General features: G+C 73.0%; 16 protein-coding genes. 5 read left to right on the forward strand and 11 right to left on the reverse strand.

What is annotated here, in order from left to right; genetic code table 11:
* Positions 1–5: 5 nt before the first annotated feature.
* The 3 genes from ACFYYB_RS14695 to ACFYYB_RS14705 all read right to left on the reverse strand — a co-directional run bounded on the left by ACFYYB_RS14695 (position 6) and on the right by ACFYYB_RS14705 (position 3,116).
* On the reverse strand, positions 6–686 hold the full coding sequence (locus ACFYYB_RS14695) for an AIM24 family protein (protein ID WP_327309266.1): 681 nt from the start codon (positions 684–686) through the stop codon (positions 6–8).
* A gap of 29 nt (positions 687–715) precedes the next feature.
* Entirely contained in the window at positions 716–2,353 is a 1,638-nt protein-coding gene (locus tag ACFYYB_RS14700; RefSeq protein WP_389435616.1) for a TerD family protein, read from the reverse strand.
* Between the two features lie 139 nt (positions 2,354–2,492).
* Positions 2,493–3,116, reverse strand: coding sequence for a M48 family metallopeptidase (locus ACFYYB_RS14705; protein WP_389435617.1), 624 nt, complete (start codon positions 3,114–3,116; stop codon positions 2,493–2,495).
* 139 nt (positions 3,117–3,255) lie between these two features.
* Here ACFYYB_RS14705 and ACFYYB_RS14710 point away from each other — a divergent pair, with 139 nt between their 5' ends.
* Both ACFYYB_RS14710 and ACFYYB_RS14715 read left to right on the forward strand, forming a co-directional pair.
* On the forward strand, positions 3,256–4,362 hold the full coding sequence (locus tag ACFYYB_RS14710; RefSeq protein WP_389435618.1) for a TOMM precursor leader peptide-binding protein: 1,107 nt from the start codon (positions 3,256–3,258) through the stop codon (positions 4,360–4,362).
* Between the two features lie 354 nt (positions 4,363–4,716).
* Entirely contained in the window at positions 4,717–6,048 is a 1,332-nt protein-coding gene (locus ACFYYB_RS14715) for an ABC1 kinase family protein (RefSeq protein ID WP_389435619.1), read from the forward strand.
* 39 nt (positions 6,049–6,087) lie between these two features.
* On the opposite strand, the gene ACFYYB_RS14720 is transcribed toward ACFYYB_RS14715, so the two are convergent.
* The 5 genes from ACFYYB_RS14720 to ACFYYB_RS14740 form a co-directional block, all read right to left on the reverse strand.
* A complete protein-coding gene (locus ACFYYB_RS14720) occupies positions 6,088–6,294 on the reverse strand; it encodes a hypothetical protein (RefSeq protein ID WP_389435620.1) in 207 nt (68 codons plus the stop codon).
* 113 nt (positions 6,295–6,407) lie between these two features.
* Entirely contained in the window at positions 6,408–6,740 is a 333-nt protein-coding gene (locus tag ACFYYB_RS14725; RefSeq protein WP_389435621.1) for a hypothetical protein, read from the reverse strand.
* Complete coding sequence (locus ACFYYB_RS14730; protein ID WP_266881030.1) at positions 6,737–7,111, reverse strand: WhiB family transcriptional regulator; 375 nt, start codon at positions 7,109–7,111, stop codon at positions 6,737–6,739. Before ACFYYB_RS14730 ends, ACFYYB_RS14725 begins: the two co-directional genes overlap by 4 nt.
* A 168-nt stretch (positions 7,112–7,279) precedes the next feature.
* Complete coding sequence (locus ACFYYB_RS14735) at positions 7,280–7,633, reverse strand: hypothetical protein (RefSeq protein WP_389435622.1); 354 nt, start codon at positions 7,631–7,633, stop codon at positions 7,280–7,282.
* A gap of 169 nt (positions 7,634–7,802) precedes the next feature.
* Positions 7,803–9,968, reverse strand: coding sequence for an ATP-dependent DNA helicase UvrD2 (locus tag ACFYYB_RS14740; RefSeq protein WP_389435623.1), 2,166 nt, complete (start codon positions 9,966–9,968; stop codon positions 7,803–7,805).
* A 213-nt stretch (positions 9,969–10,181) separates the two neighbouring features.
* On the opposite strand from ACFYYB_RS14740, the gene ACFYYB_RS14745 reads away from it, so the two are divergent.
* The 3 genes from ACFYYB_RS14745 to ACFYYB_RS14755 all read left to right on the forward strand — a co-directional run bounded on the left by ACFYYB_RS14745 (position 10,182) and on the right by ACFYYB_RS14755 (position 12,077).
* On the forward strand, positions 10,182–10,442 hold the full coding sequence (locus tag ACFYYB_RS14745; protein ID WP_327304662.1) for a mycoredoxin: 261 nt from the start codon (positions 10,182–10,184) through the stop codon (positions 10,440–10,442).
* A gap of 145 nt (positions 10,443–10,587) precedes the next feature.
* On the forward strand, positions 10,588–11,481 hold the full coding sequence (locus ACFYYB_RS14750) for an aldo/keto reductase (protein WP_389435624.1): 894 nt from the start codon (positions 10,588–10,590) through the stop codon (positions 11,479–11,481).
* Entirely contained in the window at positions 11,478–12,077 is a 600-nt protein-coding gene (locus ACFYYB_RS14755) for a DUF4328 domain-containing protein (protein ID WP_389435625.1), read from the forward strand. Before ACFYYB_RS14750 ends, ACFYYB_RS14755 begins: the two co-directional genes overlap by 4 nt.
* A gap of 71 nt (positions 12,078–12,148) precedes the next feature.
* Here ACFYYB_RS14755 and nudC read toward each other — a convergent pair whose 3' ends face one another.
* From nudC to ACFYYB_RS14770, 3 genes are all read right to left on the reverse strand, one after another.
* Positions 12,149–13,105, reverse strand: coding sequence for an NAD(+) diphosphatase (gene nudC, locus ACFYYB_RS14760; protein ID WP_389435626.1), 957 nt, complete (start codon positions 13,103–13,105; stop codon positions 12,149–12,151).
* Positions 13,106–13,183: 78 nt separating this feature from the next.
* Complete coding sequence (locus ACFYYB_RS14765; RefSeq protein ID WP_327304664.1) at positions 13,184–14,593, reverse strand: dipeptidase; 1,410 nt, start codon at positions 14,591–14,593, stop codon at positions 13,184–13,186.
* A 10-nt stretch (positions 14,594–14,603) separates the two neighbouring features.
* Positions 14,604–18,479 carry a UvrD-helicase domain-containing protein gene (locus tag ACFYYB_RS14770; RefSeq protein WP_389436201.1) on the reverse strand — a complete coding sequence of 1,292 codons (3,876 nt, stop codon included), beginning with the start codon at positions 18,477–18,479 and terminating at the stop codon, positions 14,604–14,606.
* Positions 18,480–18,560: the final 81 nt, after the last annotated feature.

An 18,560-nucleotide genomic window follows, 5' to 3' on the forward strand; every position in this document is an offset into this window, starting at 1 on the left:
CCCCCTCAGCCCCGGGCCCGGAGCCGGTCGGTGCTGTCCTCGCTGGGCTGTACGACGACGATGCCCTGGCCGGAGAAGGCCATCTGGTAGGCCTCCCCGCTGCCCCGGCCGATCATCGACGAGGCCTTGAAGCTGCGCTTGCCCTTGACCTTGAGGTTCGGGGACCAGGCGACGAGCGCGTCGGGGTCGACGTACGTCTCGTCCTCACCGCGGCCGCAGTCGACCACCATCGGGGTGCCGCGCGAGGTGATCGCGACCCAGCCGGTGCCGGCGACCGACACGTTGAACAGGCCCTGTCCGGCGAACTTGGCCATGCCCTTGACCCGCTCCACGCCCCACTGGAGGTGGGCGTCGAAGGCGAGGAGGTTGGTGCCGTTGACGGAGAGCGAGTCGTTGTTGAGGTTGATCACGACCACGTCCGCGCCGTAGTCGGCGAGGTAGAGCAGGCCGTCGCCCGTGCACTTCATGAGCGGGGCGCCCTCGCCGGTGAGCCACTGCGAGGCCATCTGGCGGACGGCCGGCGGGTTGGGCTCGTACTGCACGAAGCCCTCGTAGGCGACCATCGATCCGGTGCGCGCGAAGAGGTCCTGGCCGCTCTGCATGGCGACCTTGAGCATCGCGCGGCCGTGGTTCTCCATGCGGGCCGTGACGGGGGTCGGGGCGTAGCCCGCGAGCTGCTGGTTCATTGCGTTCATGGCATTCATGTGGGGCTCCCTCAGACCTCGTACGGCTGGACGACGATGAAGTTGCCGGGAGCGCCGCGGAACTGGAGGTTCACGGTCTCCCCGCTGTGGCCGGGGTAGGCGTTGCGGCGCAGCCGGACCTGACTGGAGATGATCACCTGGGCGGCCGAGGACCACGCGACTATGGCGTTGCTGTCCGCGAAGGTGGTCGGGGTGACGGGCAGGACGACGGGCACGCCGTGCGTCTTGACGATCACCGTGCCGGTGCCCTGGAACTGCATGGTGAACAGCGCGCCGCCCGGGATGCCGTGGCCCTCGATGCGGCGGATCTCGTGCTGGAGCGACTCGTCGAAGGCGAGGACGTTCTCGGCGGAGACGCAGATGCCGTCGCCCTGGAGCTCGATGGCGTGCAGGTGGGCGCCGTTCTCCGCGAGGAAGACCTGGCCGCGGCCGGTGCAGCGCATCAGCTGCATCTCCTGGCCGGTGGCGTTGCCGACGACGCGGCCGGCGAAGCCCGCGCCCTTGTAGCTGAAGTCGACCTTGCCCTGGTAGAGCACCATGCTGCCCTGGCGGGCGAGGACGGCCTGGCCGCCCATGGCCAGGTCGACGCGCATGAGCTGCTGGTTCTGCGGGGTCCAGCGGGCGCCGGTGGGCGCTTCCTTGTACGGCTGGAGGGCGGCGGCGAGTCCGGCGCCGGCGGCGGGAACCGCCTGGGCGGGCTGGCCGTAGCCCTGGGGCTGCTGCCCGAAGCCGGGCTGCTGGCCCGGGGGCTGCTGGCCGTACGGGGGCTGCTGCTGGCCGGGGACCTGGCCGTACGAGGGCTGCGGCTGCTGCCCGTACGGGGCCGGGGCCGGGGCGGGCGGCGGAACCTGCCCGTAGGGCGCCGGGGCGGGCGGAGCCAGGGGCGCGCCCATCGGTGCGGCCATGGTGGGGGCCGCGTGGACGGGCTGCTGGTACGGCGCGGGGGCCGGGGCCTGGGCGGGCGCCGGGGCCTGGGGCGGCCCGCCGAAGGCGGGCGCCGGGGCCGGGGGCTGCGCCTGGGCGGGAGCTCCGAAGGAGGGCGCCGGGGCGGATCCCTGCGGCGGCGGGGCGAAGCCGGGCGCGCCGGCCGGGGCCTGCGCCTGCGGTGCGGGCTGCTCCTCCTCGGCGACCTCGCCGCCGAAGTTCTGGAGCAGCGCGGCGAGCCCGCCGTCGAAGCCCTGGCCGACGGCGGCGAAGCGCCACACGTCCTTGAGGTAGAAGTCGCCGATCATCAGCGCGCGCTCGGTGCTGAACTCAGAGCCCGAGAAGGAGTACCGGACGACCTCCTCGCCACCCGCCACGATGCGGATGTAGCCGGGGCCGACCTGCGACATCTGCCCGGCGCCGTCGATCGAGGCGGCGAAGGAGAGCTTGTGGATGTTGGCCGGAATGCGGTCCAGGGTCACCCGGAAGGACTCCGTGTCGCCGGACTGCGCGCCGAGCTGCTGGATGGACTCCTCCGGCGACTTCGGCTGGTTGAAGAAGACGAAGTAGCGGTCGTCCGAAAGCTGTTCGTTGGCGTCGAGGCCGAAGCAGCTGATGTCGATTGCGAGCCCGGGCCCGGCGATCTGGACACCCACGTAGAGGTCCGTGCCCGCCGTCAGATCACTGATTTTGGCCTTGTGACCGCGTTGGAATTCCCTGGCCATACGTAAGACCGTCCCCCATCCCGACTGTGAATACGTGCCGCTCAGGCTAACGCCAACCTCGGACATCCGGCCAAGTCGGTACCGACCCGGTACATATCACAAGGTGTGACATCCCGGACAAATGGCGATTAAATGCGGATCATTCCTCGCGGGCGGCCGGAACTTTCGGAAGGCGTTCGGCGGCGACGACCCCTTCGAGGTACCCGCGCGCCCGCTCCGTGCGCGGGTACGCCTCCAGCAGTTCCCAGAAACGGGGACCGTGGCCGGGAACGAGAAGGTGCGCCAGCTCGTGGAGCAGCACGTAGTCGACGACATACTCCGGCATCCCCTGGATGCGGTGCGAGAGCCGGATGCTGCCTTCGGCCGGGGTGCAGGAGCCCCAGCGGGTGTTCTGATTGGTGACCCAGCGGACCGTGCGGGGGCGGGCGCGGCCGCTGAAGTACTGCCCGGACAAACGCTCCGCGCGCTCGGCGAGTTCCGCGTCCCCGAAGGTGCGCTTGCTCTCCTGCGCCGCCAGCTTGTCGAGCATGACGCCCACCCAGCGCTGTTCCTCGGCCTCGGACATCCGGGCAGGGATGAGGACGACCGTACGATCACCCTCGCGGTAGGCGGATACGGTCCTTCGGCGGCGCGCGCTCCGGCGGACTTCGACGGCGCGCTGCGGTGGATCGGCTGACACGCCATGACGGTACCCGCTCGCCACGGCGGAAGTCCCGCCCCTCCCCGGGTCGAACACGAACCGTTGCGCAGTCGGCGGCACCATTCATTTCATATACCTAATACCCCTCACCTGTGGACAAACTTGCGCAGGCTTTTCGCCGGGCGGGCAATCTTGCGGAAAGCGACGCGCTCCCGGCGGAATGCGGCGCGCGAATCGAACCGCGAATCGAGGGAGGGCCGCGATGTATCCGAAGGTGAAGCCGGCGCTGGCGCGGGCGTGGCGGGATCTGCAGACGGTGCAATTCGGGGTGACGCCCGCCCACGCGGTGGTGCTCGGCCCCGTGGACACGGCGACGGGCTCGCTCCTCGACCTGATCGACGGGACGCGGGGCATGGAGCTGCTCCGGTCCGAGGGCAAGGTGATGGGACTCCCGGACGGCCGGGTCGACGAGGTGGTGCGCAGGCTGGCGGCGGCCGGGCTGCTCGACGACGCCACGGCCGGCGGCCCGCACGCCCAGGCGGTGCGCAACCGGCCGGAGACCCTGGAGCGGCTGGGCCCGGACCTGGGGTCGCTGTCCTTGGTCCGCCCCCGGCCGGGCGGGGACTTACAGGGTGTCGCCGCCCGCCGGGTGATACGGGTTCAGGTGCGCGGGAGCGGCAGGGTGGGCGCGGTGATCGCCTCGGTCCTGGCCGGAGCGGGCATCGGCCGGGTCGAGGTGCTCGACGGGGGCCGCACCCAGCCGGCGGACGTGGCGCCGGGCGGTCTGGGCGCCGGCAGCGTGGGACGACTGCGCGCCGAGGCCGCGCGGACGGCGGTCCGCGACGCGGCCCCCGGACGCGGGCCCCGGGCCGGCGAGAGCGAGGGGCCGGAGCCGGGGCTGGCCCTGGTGGTGGTCGCGCCCCGGGACGGCCTGCAGTCCTGGGCCCCCGACCCCCAGACGGCGGCCGACTGGATCACCACCGGCACCCCTCACCTCTACGCGGGGGTACTGGAGGGGACCGGGCTGGTGGGACCGCTGGTCCTCCCCGGAGCCTCGGCGTGCGCCGGCTGTATGGAGCGGGACCGGATCGACCGGGACCCGGCCTGGCCGCGCATGCTGGTCCAGTGGCGCTCGGCCCACCGCCGCCGCACCGCCGCCGCCTGCGATCTGGGCCTGTCCACCGCCGTCGCCGGCCTGGCCGCGGCCCACGCCCTGTCCTTCCTCGACGGTGAACTCCCCGCCTCCACCGCCACCCGCTGGGAGGCCTCCCTCCCGACCCTCCACTGGCGGTCCACCCCCGTGCGTCCGCATCCGGACTGCCCGTGCGAGGCGTCGAAGGTCCCGGCCGGGCAGGAGGTGGGGGCGTGAGGGGGCTACGGGGGCGGTTCGGCCGAGGGGGAAGGCGCGGCCTCGCCCTGTCGGCCGGTGAAGCCGACGGAACGGCGTCGCCGGATCAGTTCCTGCCTCGATGGTCCCCGCCCCGCCATCCCCCAGCCCTCCCACGACCCGTCCGCGGCCCGCCATCCGTCCATGCCGGCCCGCGGAGCCCGGCGCCGTCTGCCGCGCCGGTGGATTCCCACCGGGTGCCGGGGTGGAGAGCACGGCACGCGAACGGGGTGGGCTCGGAGGGTCATGACAGGATGCCTTTGGCCGGGAAGGGCCTTCGGGGGGCTCCCCCGGACCGTCGCTTGCGGCTCAGCTGTCTGGGAATTGGAGGGGCGCATGTCTGATCTTCCCCGGAAGGCGGTCACTCGTACCGTCAAGCTGGCCGCGCTGCCGCTCGGCATAGCGGGCCGGGCCACTTGGGGGCTCGGCAAGCGGCTCGGCGGCAAGTCGGCGGAGATAGTGGCGCGCGAGCTCCAGCAGCGCACCGCCGAGCAGCTGTTCCGCGTACTGGGAGAGCTGAAGGGCGGCGCCATGAAGTTCGGCCAGGCGCTCTCGGTCTTCGAGTCCGCGCTGCCCGAAGAGGTCGCCGGGCCCTACCGGGCCGCGCTGACCAAGCTCCAGGAGGCGGCCCCGCCGCTGCCCGCGGCCACCGTCCACCAGGTGCTGTCGGAGCGGCTCGGCGCGGACTGGCGGGAGCTGTTCGAGGAGTTCGAGGACAAGCCCTCGGCGGCGGCCTCGATCGGACAGGTGCACCGGGCGGTGTGGCACGACGGCCGCCAGGTGGCGGTCAAGGTCCAGTACCCGGGGGCCGGTGAGGCCCTGCTGTCGGACCTGAAGCAGCTGAGCCGTTTCGCGGGGCTGCTGGGGCCGCTGATTCCGGGCATGGACATCAAGCCCTTGATCAAGGAGCTGCGCGACCGGGTCGCGGAGGAGCTGGACTACGAGCTGGAGGCCGAGGCCCAGCGGACGCACGCGGACGCCTTCGTCGACGACGAGGACGTGGTCGTGCCGGACGTGGTGCACCAGGGCGACCAGGTGCTGGTGACCGACTGGATCGAGGGGACTCCGCTGTCGGAGGTGATAGCCGACGGCACCCCGGAGGAGCGCGACCGCGCCGGACAGCTGCTGGCCCGGTTCCTCTTCTCCGGCCCCGCGCGCACCGGGCTGCTGCACGCCGATCCGCACCCGGGCAACTTCCGGCTGATCTCCGGGGCGGACGGGCGGACGCGGCTGGGCGTACTGGACTTCGGGACGGTCGACCGGCTGCCGGGCGGCTGGCCCAAGCCCATCGGCCGGTCGCTGCGGATGGCGCTGGACGGCGACGCCGAGGGGGTCTACGGGCACCTGCGCGGGGAAGGGTTCGTGCGCGAGTCCATCGAGCTGGAAGCCGACGCGGTGCTCGACTACCTGAGGCCGATGCTCGAACCCGCCGAAGCCGAGGAGTTCACCTTCACCCGGACCTGGCTGCGCGGCCAGGCGGCGCGGATCGCCGACCCCCGCTCCCCCGCGCACCAGTTGGGCCGGCAGATAAATCTGCCGCCCTCCTATCTGCTGATCCACCGGGTGACGCTGAGCACCATCGGGGTGCTGTGCCAGCTCGGCGCCACGGTCAGGCTCCGCGAGGAACTGGACTCCTGGCTGCCGGGGTTCCTGCCCGACGAGGGCTGAGCCGGGCCGCGGCGGACGCGGGCGGGCGGGCGCGGGCGCTCACCACCAGGCGGAGTCGAGGCGGCCTTCGATGGCACGGAGGTTCGCACGCGCGCAGTCGACGCAGAAGTACTGTCTGGTCCCGTTCTCCACGGAGCACGTCCAGGTGGGCGGGGGGCCGGCCGGGGCCTGGGCGCCGCAGCGCGCGCAGACGACGGGCGGGGCCTCGGTTCCCGGCGGCGCCGGGTGGGGAGTCGGCTGGTCCACCTCCAGACGATATCCCCGCGGGGGCCGGGGCCGGGTCCGCAACGCACCGGGGGGACCGGCCCCTTCGGGCCGGTCCCCCCGGTCTTTTGCTCCGAGCCGTCTCAGGCTCTCGATCAGTGCATGACGGCCATGGCCAGCGCGCGCCGGGCGCGCAGCGAGACGCGCTCGGCTCGACGCTGCATGCGCCGCGCGGTGACCAGGCGTACGGCGCGACGCTCGGCGTCGACCTCACGCATGCGGTCGTCCATATGGGCACGAGCCAGGGCTTCTGGGATGAGTTGCATTTCGCGGGTCCTGTTCTGACGCGAGGTGTTCGCGCCTGCGGTGATGAAGTCTGCGGTGGCGGCGCCGTGCGGCTGCTCGCTCGTGGTGGCGTGGGGGGACATGAGGGCCTGCTTCAGGGGGTCGTGCGTGAGGGGGCGGTCGATGGTTCCGTTGGCGGTCATGCCGCGACAACCGGGTTCTTGCGCGGACGGCCACGGGGACGCTTCCGGGCGACGACGACACCCTGGACGAAGAGCTCGCCTCCCCAGACACCCCAGGGCTCGCGGCGCTCCAGCGCACCGGCGAGGCAGGCCTCGACCAGCGGGCAGGTGCCGCAGAGGGACTTCGCGTACTCGACGTCGGCCGGGGACTCGGCGAAGAAGACCTCGGGGTCGTAGGTGCGACAGGCGACGGGCACGCCGAGGTTCTCGATGGCGTCGTCGAGCGCGGTCAGCGCGGTGAGGGGAGTCAAGGTGGAGTCCTCCGGGACTACTGCGGGCGGGGAGAGGGTCTGGGTCTTCGGTACGGACGGGGCGTGCGCTTCGAGTTGCACGGTGGTTTTTTCCTCGTCTTGTTCGTCTAGTCGTTCCGGCCGGTCGGCCGGGGGCGGCTGGGGTACCTCGCCCCTTCGGTCCGTCGTCCCCTGTTCGGGGACAAACAGAAGGGCCGCGGATCCCGGGTGGGGTTCCGCGGCCCTGAAGGCGCCGGCCTGATCGTCAGATCAGACTGGATCACTCCAGGGTTCGAGCCCGCGGTAGGCCCACATCAGGTGGTGCTGCTTCTTCGTCTGCGTCTTAGATCCGGCACCGGCTGCGGCCGCAAAGGCATAGGCGCCATGCGCCTGGGCTTCTGCTGCCAGTACTGCCACCGGTGCCTGGATCGGTCGCTCATTGCGGTCACGGACCGGCAGCGCGCTCGGCGCGGCGTTCCGGACGGGGCTGTCAGCGCAGATGGCGGACAGACCGGTGACCGGAAGACCGGTACCCGTGAGGGCAAGGAGCGTGGAGGAGCCGAGGGTGCGGGAAGCGACGACCGAGCGATCGGTCATTTTGGTGGTGGTGATGAAGCTGGTCACTGGTCTCGCCTCCTCTCGGCGTCTCGGGGACTTCGGCCCGGAGGCCTGGTCCCATGCGTATTCGGATAAGTACAGCACGGATCAGGGGCTTCGGAGAAGCCACCGTTTCCGTTGCTAAGAACCTATGGGGCTTCGCTGGGCATGTGCAAACTATTTTTCCGACGAGTTTCTACGCGTCGTCAGGATCTTCCGTCCCAGGCGCCTCACCTGCGCAGATGGCCAGGACATCGGCTCCGTACCGCTCGAGCTTCCGGGCACCCACGCCGGAGATCATCGAGAGCTCTCCCTCCTGCGAGGGCGCGGCCTCCGCGATGGCCATCAGCGTCTTGTCCGTGAAGACGCAGTAGCCGGGCATGCCCTGCTCCTTCGCCTGGACGGCGCGCCAGTCGCGCAGCCGCTCGTAGAGCCCTTCGTCCATGTCCGAAGGGCAGTCGTCGCAGCGCATCAGTTTCAGCTCGCCCGCGTCGGTCAGGGTCTTGCGGCAGACCCGGCACACGGCCGGTCCGCGGCGGCCCCGTTTGCGGACCCCGGGCTCGGCCGGACCGCCCGGCCTGCTTCCCGGCGCCAGGGAGCCCGGCCTCAGGCCGTTCAGGAAGCGGCTGGGACGCCGCGACCCGCGGCCGCCGGGAGTCCGGGAGAGGGCCCAGGAGAGCGTCAGGTGGTGCCGGGCGCGGGTGACGCCGACGTAGAGCAGCCGGCGCTCTTCCTCGACCTGCTCGTCGGTCTTCGCGTACGTGATCGGGATCATGCCGTCGGTCAGGCCCACGAGGAACACCGCGTCCCACTCCAGGCCCTTCGCCGCGTGCAGCGAGGCGAGGGTGACGCCCTGGACGGTCGGGGCGTGCTGGGCGGCCTTGCGCTCGTCCAGTTCGACCGTGAGGTCGGCCAGGGTCGCGGCCGGCCGGCCGCGGGCGAAGTCCTCGGCGAGCCGGACCAGCGCGGCCAGCGATTCCCACTGGTCGCGGACGGCGCCGGAACCGGCGGGCGGTGCGCTGGTCCAGCCCGTGGAGCTGAGCACGGCCCGGACCTGGGACCCGAGTTCCACGACGTCGTCGAGCAGCCGGTCGTTGCCGCCGGAGCGGGCGGCTCCGCGCAGGGCGAGGATCGCCTTCTGGACCTCGGCGCGCTCGAAGAAGCGCTCGGCTCCGCGCAGCTGGTAGGGGACTCCGGCGTCGGCGAGGGCCTGTTCGTAGACCTCGGACTGGGCGTTGATGCGGTAGAGCACGGCGATCTCGCCCGCCGGGACGCCGGCCGCGACGAGGTCCCGGACCCGGTGGGCGACGCCCTCGGCCTCGGCGGGCTCGTCGGAGTACTCGGCGTAGACCGGGTCGGGGCCGGTCTCGCGCTGGGAGACCAGCTCCAGGCGGTGCTCGGCGGCACGGCCCTTGGCCTGGGCGAGGAGCCCGTTGGCGAGGTGGACCACCTGGGGGGTGGAGCGGTAGTCGCGGACCAGCTTGACCACGGTGGCCTGCGGGTACTTGGTGCGGAAGTTCAGCAGGTGGTCGGGGGTGGCGCCGGTGAAGGAGTAGATCGTCTGGCTGGCGTCCCCGACCACGCAGAGGGTGTCGCGCTCGCCGAGCCACAGGTCCAGCAGCCGCTGCTGGAGCGGGCTGACGTCCTGGTACTCGTCGACGACGAAGTGCTGGTACTGGGTGCGGATCTGTTCGGCGATGTCGTGGCGGTCCTGCAGGATGCCGACGGTGAGGAGGAGCACGTCCTCGAAGTCGATCATGCCGCGGTCGCGCTTGAGCTGCTCGTAGATCCCGTAGATCTGGGCGATCTCGGCCACGTCCCGGGGGGCCTCGCGGCCGGCCTTGCGGGCGGCCGCCGGGTAGTCGGCGGGCACGGTCTGCGTGACCTTCGCCCACTCGATCTCGCCGGTGACATCGCGCAGCTCGCCCCGGTCGAGGCGGATGCGGCAGCGCGCGCCCGCCTCCGCGACGAACTGGATCTTGCGCTCCAGCAGCCGGGGCACGTCGCCGCCGACCGCTTTGGGCCAGAAGTACTGGAGCTGGCGCAGGGCGGCGGAGTGGAAGGTCCTCGCCTGCACCCCGCCGGCGCCCAGCTCGCGCAGCCGGCCGCGCATCTCGCCGGCGGCGCGGTTGGTGAACGTGACGGCCAGCACACTGGCCGGCATCAGCTGGCCGGAGCGGACCCCGTAGGCGATGCGGTGGGTGATCGCCCGGGTCTTGCCCGTACCGGCGCCCGCGAGCACGCACACCGGTCCGCGCAGGGTCGTCGCGACCTCGCGCTGCTCCGGGTCCAGGCCCAGGAGCACCGCGTCGGCCGAGTCGGCGCCGGCCGTGAAGGATGAGGAGTGCGTTGCTGATGTCACCCAGCCAGCTTGCCAGGTCTCCCGGGGAGGCCGGGAAATCCGTCCACAGGCCGCCCGCGCTAGTCCGACGGGAATCTCGTCCTACAGGAGCACGGTCGTACCGGAGCGGGGCGCTGAACCTGACAGGGCCCCGGGGCCGGGGCCGGGAATGGGCGCGCGGTCCCGTACGTTCGAGTACTCGGACCAACCAGCCTTCACAGAGGAGAGCGCAGCATGCAGGACACGGGCACCGTCACGATGTACAGCACGACCTGGTGCGGCTACTGCAACCGGCTGAAGAAGCAGCTGGACCGGGAAGGCATCGCCTACACCGAGATCAACATCGAGCACGACCCCGCGTCCGCGGCGTTCGTGGAGAAGGCGAACGGGGGCAACCAGACGGTTCCCACCGTCCTCGTCACCTCCGTCGCCGGCAGCGAGTCGGTCATGACGAACCCGAGCCTGGCCCAGGTCAAGCAGGCCCTCGCGGTGTGATGTCCCGCCCTCCGACGTGCTGAGTGCTGAGCACCACGCACGGAAAGCCCCCGCCCCGGCGGGGGCTTCTGCGTCTGAGGGGCAGGTCAACTGCCCTGTTAGCGTGGCCCCTTGATCGGTTCGATCAAGGGGGAGGAAACAACACGTGAGTACGACCGTGTTCCGCATCGGCGGGGATCTGGAAGTGCGCAGGCTCGGTTTCGGGGCCATGCGCCTGCCAACGGACCCGGGCCCGGACCGCGAGAACTCCCTCGCGGTGGCCCGGCGGGCCGTCGAGCTGGGCGTGACGCTGATCGACACCGCCCACATGTACGGCTGGGGCGCCAACGAGGAACTGCTGGCCGAGGCCCTGCACCCTTACCCGGACGGGGTCCACATCACCACCAAGGTCGGCATCGCCCGATCCGTCCCGTCGGGCGAGTGGACGCAGGACGCGCGGCCGGACGCGCTGCGCGAGCAGGTCGAGCAGGCGCTGCGCCGGCTGCGCGTCGAGCACATCGGGCTCCTCCAGCTGCACCGCATCGATCCGCGGACGCCCCTCGCCGACCAGATCGGCGCGCTGCGGGACCTGCGGGCCGAGGGCAAGATCGGCCGGATCGGGCTGTCGGAGGTCACCGTCGGGGAACTCGCCGCGGCCCGGGAGATCACCGACATCGCGAGCGTGCAGAACCGGTACAACCTGCTCGACCGGACGCACGAGCCGGTGCTCGCGGCCTGCGAGGCGGCGGGCATCGCGTTCCTGCCCTGGGCCACCGTCGCCTGGGGGCAGTCCGGGGCGACGGCCGAGATCGCCGCCGTGGCGGCCGAGGCCGGAGCCACCCCCACACAGGTCGCGCTCGCCTGGCTGCTCGGCCACTCGCCGGTCGTCCTGCCGATCCCGGGCACGTCCCGGATCGCCCACCTGGAGGAGAACCTCGCCGCGGAAGGCCTCCGGCTGACCGAAGCCCAGCGGACCCGCCTCGACCGGCTGTCCGGCGCGGGCGCAGGCGAGGGCGAAGGGAAGAACGGGGAGCAGGGGAACCAGGGGGAGCGGGAATGAGCCAGTACAACGTGCCCGTGGGGGAAGCCGCGGTACGCGGGCCCCGGTACCTCTTCCGGAACCCGGCCGGACCGGCGCTCGTGGCCCAGTCGCTGATCGCGACCTCGGCCCTGACCGACGTCTACGTCATCGCGACCGGCGGCAAGGACTCGCCCTGGCTCGCCGAGGACATGGTGCCGTTCCCGGGCGTGCTCCAGGTGGCCTGCTGGATCGCGTTCCTCGTCTGGTTCCGGCGCGTGCGCTGCAACGCCGAGGTCCTCGCACCGGGCAGCCACAAGTACACCCCGGGATTCGCCCTCGGCGCCTGGATCATCCCGCTCGCCATGTGGTGGCTGCCGCGGCGCATCACCCTCGACGTCCACCGGGCCGGCGGCCCGCCCCGCGACGCCTGGCTGATCAACGCCTGGTGGCTCGTCTGGCTCCTCGACGGCCCGCTCTCGGTCGCCTTCCACTTCCTGGTGCTCCACCACACGGACTACCGCAACCCGGTGGACGAGGGCCTCAACATCCTGTGCTCGGTCCTCGCGATCGCGGTCATCCGCCGCGTGAGCGCCGCGCAGCCGGCCGGCCCGCTGCCGTACCTGAACATGACCTGACGAAGTCCGCGGACGTACGAAGGCCCCCGCCGCGGCGGGGGCCTTCGTCGGTGTCCGGGGTGCGGCGCGGGTCAGGCGGTCGCGGCGACCGGCTTCGGGAGGGGCTTGCCGTACCAGAGCTCGACCAGACGGGCCGCGATGGAGATGCCCGCCGGCGGGAGGACCTCGCCGGCCTCGATCGCGGTGCGCAGGTCGTCGCGGGAGAACCAGCGGGCCTCCTGGATCTCGTCCCCGTCGACCTCGATGTCGAAGGTGACGGCGCGCGCCGTGAAGCCCAGCATCAGGCTGTACGGGAACGGCCAGGGCTGGCTGGCGACGTAGTCGACCTCGCCGACCTTGACGCCCGCCTCCTCCCAGACCTCGCGGATGACCGACTGCTCGATCGACTCGCCCGGCTCCACGAACCCCGCGAGGGTGGAGAAGCGTCCCTCGGGCCAGTGCACCTGGCGGCCCAGCAGCGCCCGGTCCTGGTCGTCCGTGACCAGCATGATCACCGCCGGGTCGGTCCGCGGGTAGTGCTCCGCCCCGCAGCCCGGGCAGCGGCGGATGTGCCCGGCGGCGGCGACCACCGTGCGCTCGCCGCAGCGGGAGCAGAAGCGGTGCATGCGCTGCCAGTTCTCCAGCGCCACCGCGTGCACCATCAGCCCGGCGTCCCGCGGGGAGAGCAGCATTCCGGCCTCGCGCAGCCCGGCGGGACGGGCCGACTGGTCCATGCGGCCGGGCAGCGAGTCCTTCTGCAGCGCGAAGTACCGTACGCCGTCCTCGTCGGTCCCCAGGAAGTACCGGTGGGTCTCGGTGACCGGGGCCTCGAAGGCCGGGGTCATCACGATCGCCGTACCGCCGTCGGGGGTGTCGTCGATCAGGACCTGGCCGCCCGAGACCACGAAGACGCGGGTACTGGGGTGGCTCCAGGCCGCGGCGAGCCACGCCTCGTCGAGGCGGTGGTGCGCGGCGCGGTCGATGCCGCTGGGCGCGGCCAGCGAGATCGGGCGCTCGGACTCGGTATGGGTGCTCACAGGTACTTCCAACTCCCCCGGTGGTGGGACACAGGCAGGCTCAGCAGGACGGACGGGTGTGCGGTGGCGTGTGGGGTGTGTGGGGCGTACTCAAGCCGACGCCGGCTTCCAGTGGGCGGCCAGGTCGCCCCAGAGGTAGGCGGCCGTCTCGACGCCCTTGGTGAGCAGGTCGAGCTCGACCTTCTCGTTCGGCGAGTGCCAGCCGTCGGAGGGTACGGAGATTCCGAGGAAGAGGACGGGGGCGTTCAGCACGTCCTGGAGGTCGGCCGCCGGTCCCGAACCGCCTTCGCGGGTGAAGCGGACCTTCTGGCCGAAGGCCCTGCTCATGGCGCGTACGACCGACTGCAGCGCCGGGTGGTCCAGCGGGGTCAGGCACGGCCGGGTGGGGGCGCCGAAGGTGATGGAATGCCGGATTCCGGCCGGGACGCGCTCCGCGACCCAGGCCGTGACGGCCGTCTCGACCTCGTACGGGTCCTGCCCCGAGACCAGTCGGAACGACAGCTTCAGGTGCGCCGAGGCGGGCACGATCGTCTTGCCGCCGGGTCCCTGGTAGCCGCCGCCGATGCCGTTGACCTCGGCGGTCGGGCGGGCCCAGACGCGCTCCAGGGTGGAGTAGCCGGCCTCGCCCGAGGCCGCGTACGACTTGGCCGTACGGAGCCACTCGCTCTCGTCGAAGGGGAGCTCGGCGATCAGCTCGCGCTCCGCGTCCGTGAGCTCGGCGATGTTGTCGTAGAAGCCGGGGATCGTGACCCGCTCGTCCGCGTCGTGCAGGGCCGCGACGAGGCGGGCGGCGACGGTGGCCGGATTCGGCACGGCGCCGCCGAAGGCACCCGAGTGGATGTCCTGGTCGGGGCCGAACAGGTCGATCTCGCAGTCGGCGACGCCGCGCATGCCGGTGCAGACGGTGGGAGTGGTCTCGGACCACATGCCGGTGTCGGAGACCACCACGACGTCGGCGGCGAGGCGGGCCGCCTCGCGCTCCACGAGGGCGCGGAAGTGCGGGGAACCGGACTCCTCCTCGCCCTCGACGATCAGCTTGAGGTGCACGGCGGGGGCGGACGCGCCGGTCGCGGCGAGGTGGGCCCGGACACCGAGGGTGTGGAAGAAGACCTGGCCCTTGTCGTCGGCGGCGCCGCGCCCGTACATCCGGCCGTCCTTGATCACCGGCTCGAAGGGGTCGGTGTGCCAGCCGTCGGCGAGGGCGGCGGGCTGCACGTCGTGGTGCCCGTAGACGAGGACGGTGGGGGCGGCGGGGTCCTCGCTCGGCCATTCGGCGAAGACGGCGGGAGCGCCGGCCGTCTGCCAGACCTCGGTGACCGGGAAACCGGTCTCCTTGAGCTTCGCGGCCAGCCAGTCGGCGCTGCGCCGTACGTCGTCCGCGTGCTCGGGCTGGGCCGAGACGGAGGGGATGCGGAGCCAGTCGGCGAGGTCGTCGAGGAAGGCGGCGCGGTGTGTGTCGATGTACGTGCGGACGACGCTGTCCGCCGGGGTGTCGCTCATGACCACGAGCCTAGCCGTCCGTTCGATGGTCACTTTCCGTGTCCGTTTTGCCTTGGAGGATCTGCTCAAGACGGGCGCGGTCGGGGAGGTTGCGGGGGCGGATGACGCGGCCGCTGCGGACGTGCAGGAACACGGCCGTGACCTGGGCGAGGGGGGTGTTCGTGGCTTCCGCCCAGGCCAGGCGGTAGACGGCCAGCTGGAGGGGGTCGGCCTCGGTGGTGCGGCCGGTCTTCCAGTCGACGATCTCGTAGCCGGTGGCGGTGCCGTCCGCGTCCGCGGTGCGGTAGACGGCGTCGATCCGGCCGCGGATCACCCGGCCGGCGAGGGTGAGCTGGACCGGGACCTCCATGCGGTACGGGGTCCGGTCCGCGTACGGGCTCCGCTCGAAGGCCGCCTTGAGGGAGTCGAGGTCGGCCTCGTCGGCGATGTCCTGGTCGGAGGCGTCCGCGGAGCCGTCCCCCGACGGGGCCGCGGCTCCGGGGAGGTCGGTGAGGGGGTCGAGGACGTCGAGGTGGGGCAGCGGGAGCTCGTCGAAGCGGGACTCCACCCACGCGTGGAACCGGGTGCCCTGGCGTGCGGCGGGCTGCGGCGGCTTGGGCATGGGGCGGGCGAGGTCGCGTACGAAGCCCTGCTCGTCGGAGGCGAGGCGCAGCAGCTGGCTGGCGGAGAGCGCCGCCGGGAGCTCCACGTCGCGGACGGCCGCGCGGGCACGGCGGAGCTCGCCCTCCAGGGCGTCGAGGTCCCGGTCCCAGGAGGCGATGGCCCTGGCGTCCTCGGGGGTGAGGGGGCCGGTACCGGGTACGGCCGCGGGGCCGGGCCGCGGCACGGCTCCGCCGGGTGTCGCGGGGCGCGGGCGAGGCCCGGGCGCGGGCTCGGCCCAGTCGGCTGCCTCCGGCCACAGGTCGTCGTCGGGCCCGGCGGGGCGCGGGCGGGGGTTGGACGCGGCCCAGTCGGCTGCCTCCGGCCACAGGTCGTCGTCGGGCCCGGCGGGGCGCGGGCGGGGGTTGGACGCGGCCCAGTCGGCTTCCTCCGGCCACAGGTCGTCGTCGGGCGCGGCGGGGCGCGGGCGGGGCTTGGACGCGGCCCAGTCGGCGCCCCCGGACCCGGCCGCGTCCTCCGGCCACAGGTCGTCCTCTGCGGCGCCGGGTGCGGCGGGGCGCTGGCGGGACGCGGACCACGACGGGTCCGCGTCCTGCGGCCACAGGTCCTCGGCGCCGCCGCCCGCGGCGGCGGGCACGGCCGGGCCGGGTCGGCCGGCGGGCGCGCCCCGGCCCGGCCCGGCCTGCGGCCGGGTGGCGGCCGTGCCGGTCGGCCCGTCCTCCGGGTCCGGCCACGGCGCCGGGGGCTCCTCGTCGTAGGCGGGGTCTTCGCAGTGCGGGGGCCAGAGGTAGGCGTCCTCCGGGGCGGCCCGGGGGGTCTCGCGGGGCGGGTGGAGGTAGGACTCGACCAGGGTGGCGGCGGCCCGGCGGAGGGCGAGGGAGGCGGGGTCCAGGGGGAGGGGCCAGGAGTGGTCCGGGGTGGAGTCCGTGGCCAGGGACGGGTTCTCCGCGTCCGGGGCCGGGGTGTCGGCCCAGGCTTCGATCTCGCCGTTGCCCGCGGCGCAGTATTCGTACAGGGCGGTCAGGAACGCGGACGGGCCGCGCGGCTTCTTCTGCGTCGGGCCCCACCAGTGGCCCGAGGCCAGGAGGAGCGAGCGCGGGCGGGTGAAGGTGACGTAGCCGAGGCGGAGCTCCTCGACGGCCTTGTGCGACTTGAGGGCCGCCTTGAAGGCGCGCAGGCCCGGCGAGGTCCATTCCGGGGTCGGCGGGAGCGTCGGCGCGTCCCCGCGCAGGGCGTACGGAAGGACCTTCGCGTACGAGGTCCAGGCCTCCGGGGCCTTCTCCTTCGGGAACGAGCCCGCGGAGAGGTCGGGCACCACCACCACGTCCCACTCCAGGCCCTTGGACTTGTGGGCCGTCAGGACCTTGACCGTGTTCTCGCCTCCGGGGAGGGCGTGGTCCAGGCCCTTCTCGTACTGGGCGGCCGTGCGCAGGAAGGCGAGGAAGGCGAGGAGGGAGGCCTCGCCGTCGAGGGAGGCGAAGCCGGCCGCCACGTCCATGAAGCTCGACAGGGTCTCCCGGCGGCGGGCCGCCAGCGCGTGCGGGGAGGAGGCCAGCTCCACGTCGAGGCCGGTCGCCGACAGGACCCGGTGCAGGACGTCCATCAGCGGGTCCGAGAGGGAACGGCGCAGGTCGCGCAGTTCCTGGGCGAGGTGCGCGAAGCGCACCCGGGCCGCGGCGGAGAAGGGCAGCTGGTCGGGGGCGGACCGGCCCGCGCCGTCCAGGAAGGTTTCCAGGGCGTCGGCCAGCGACACGATCTCCGCCGGGTCCACGCCCTCCACCGCCGCCGCGAGGCGGTCGTCGTCCGAGGAGGAGTCGGAGGAGGGGGAGCGGGAGATCAGGGTGCGGGCCCGGCGGCCCAGCAGGGCCAGGTCGCGGGCGCCGATGCGCCAGCGCGGTCCGATGAGCAGCCGGACGAGCGCGGCGTTGGCGCCCGGGTCCTGGAGGACCTCACAGACGGCGACGAGGTCCGCGACCTCCGGGAGGTGGAGCAGGCCGGACAGGCCGACGACCTCGACGGGGACGTCGCGCTCGACGAGGGCCGCCTGGATCCGCGCGAAGTCGCCGCCGGAGCGGCACAGTACGGCGATGTCGCGCGGCTCCGTACCCGTACGGACCAGGTGGGAGATGGAGTCGCCGATCCAGTCGAGCTCCTGGGCGTGGGTCTCCAGGAGGGCGCACCGGACGGAGCCGTCGCGCTCCGCGCCCGGAGCGGGGCGCAGGGCCTCGACGCCCTCGTGCAGGGAGCGCAGCGGGGCGGCGAGCTCGTTGGCCAGGTCCAGGAGGCGGCCGCCGCTGCGCCGGTTCTCGCTGAGGGAGAAGCGGGTGGCGGGGCTGCCGTCGGCGTACGGGAAGTGCTCGGGGAAGTCGTCGAGGTTGGCCACGGAGGCGCCGCGCCAGCCGTAGATGGCCTGGCAGGGGTCGCCGACGGCGGTCACCGCGTGCCCGGTGCCCGCGCCGAACAGCCCGGACAGCAGGAGCCGCTGCGCGACCGAGGTGTCCTGGTACTCGTCGAGCAGGACGACGCGGAACTCCTCGCGCAGCAGGGCGCCGACCTCGGGCCGGGTGGTGGCGAGCCGCGCGGAGAGGGCTATCTGGTCGCCGAAGTCGAGGAGGTCGCGGGAGTGTTTGGCGGCGCGGTAGCGGGAGACCAGCTCCAGGAGCTCCAGGCGGCCGCGGACCGCCTCGGGGACCTTGCGCAGGTCCTCGTTGCTGAGCTTGACGTCGGCGAGGGCGGAGAGGAGCTCCGTGTCGTACGCGCGCAGCCGCTCCGGCGGTACGAGGTGCTCGGAGAGCTCCCCGTCGAGCGCGAGCAGGTCGCTGACCAGGTCGGGAACGGATTTGGTGAGGGAGGGGTACGGCCCCGGGGCCTCGCGGAGCACGCGGGCGGCGAGCTGGAAACGGGTGGCGTCGGCGAGCAGCCGGGCGCTGGGCTCCAGGCCGATGCGCAGGCCGTGGTCCTTGAGGAGCTGCCCGGCGAAGGCGTGGTACGTGGAGATCCGCGGTTCGCCGCCGGCGGAGCCGGTCTCGGCCGGGGAGGGGTCCGGATCGGTGATCCCGGCGCGCGCGAGGGCGGTCCGTACCCGCTCGGCGAGCTCGCCGGCGGCCTTGTTGGTGAAGGTCAGACCGAGGACCTGCTCGGGTGCGACCGCGCCGGTGCCGACCAGCCAGACCACGCGGGCGGCCATGACGGTGGTCTTGCCCGATCCGGCGCCGGCCACGATGACCTGCGGGGCGGGCGGGGCGGTGACGCAGGCCATCTGTTCGGGCGTGAAGGGGATCCCCAGGAGCTCCTTGAGCTGCTCGGGATCGGTGAGGGCCGGTGCCGGTGCCTGCGGCGCTTGTGCGGGCGGGGCGGGCGGCGGGGA

This window comes from Streptomyces sp. NPDC002886 (assembly GCF_042888445.1).
GTDB lineage: Bacteria > Actinomycetota > Actinomycetes > Streptomycetales > Streptomycetaceae > Streptomyces.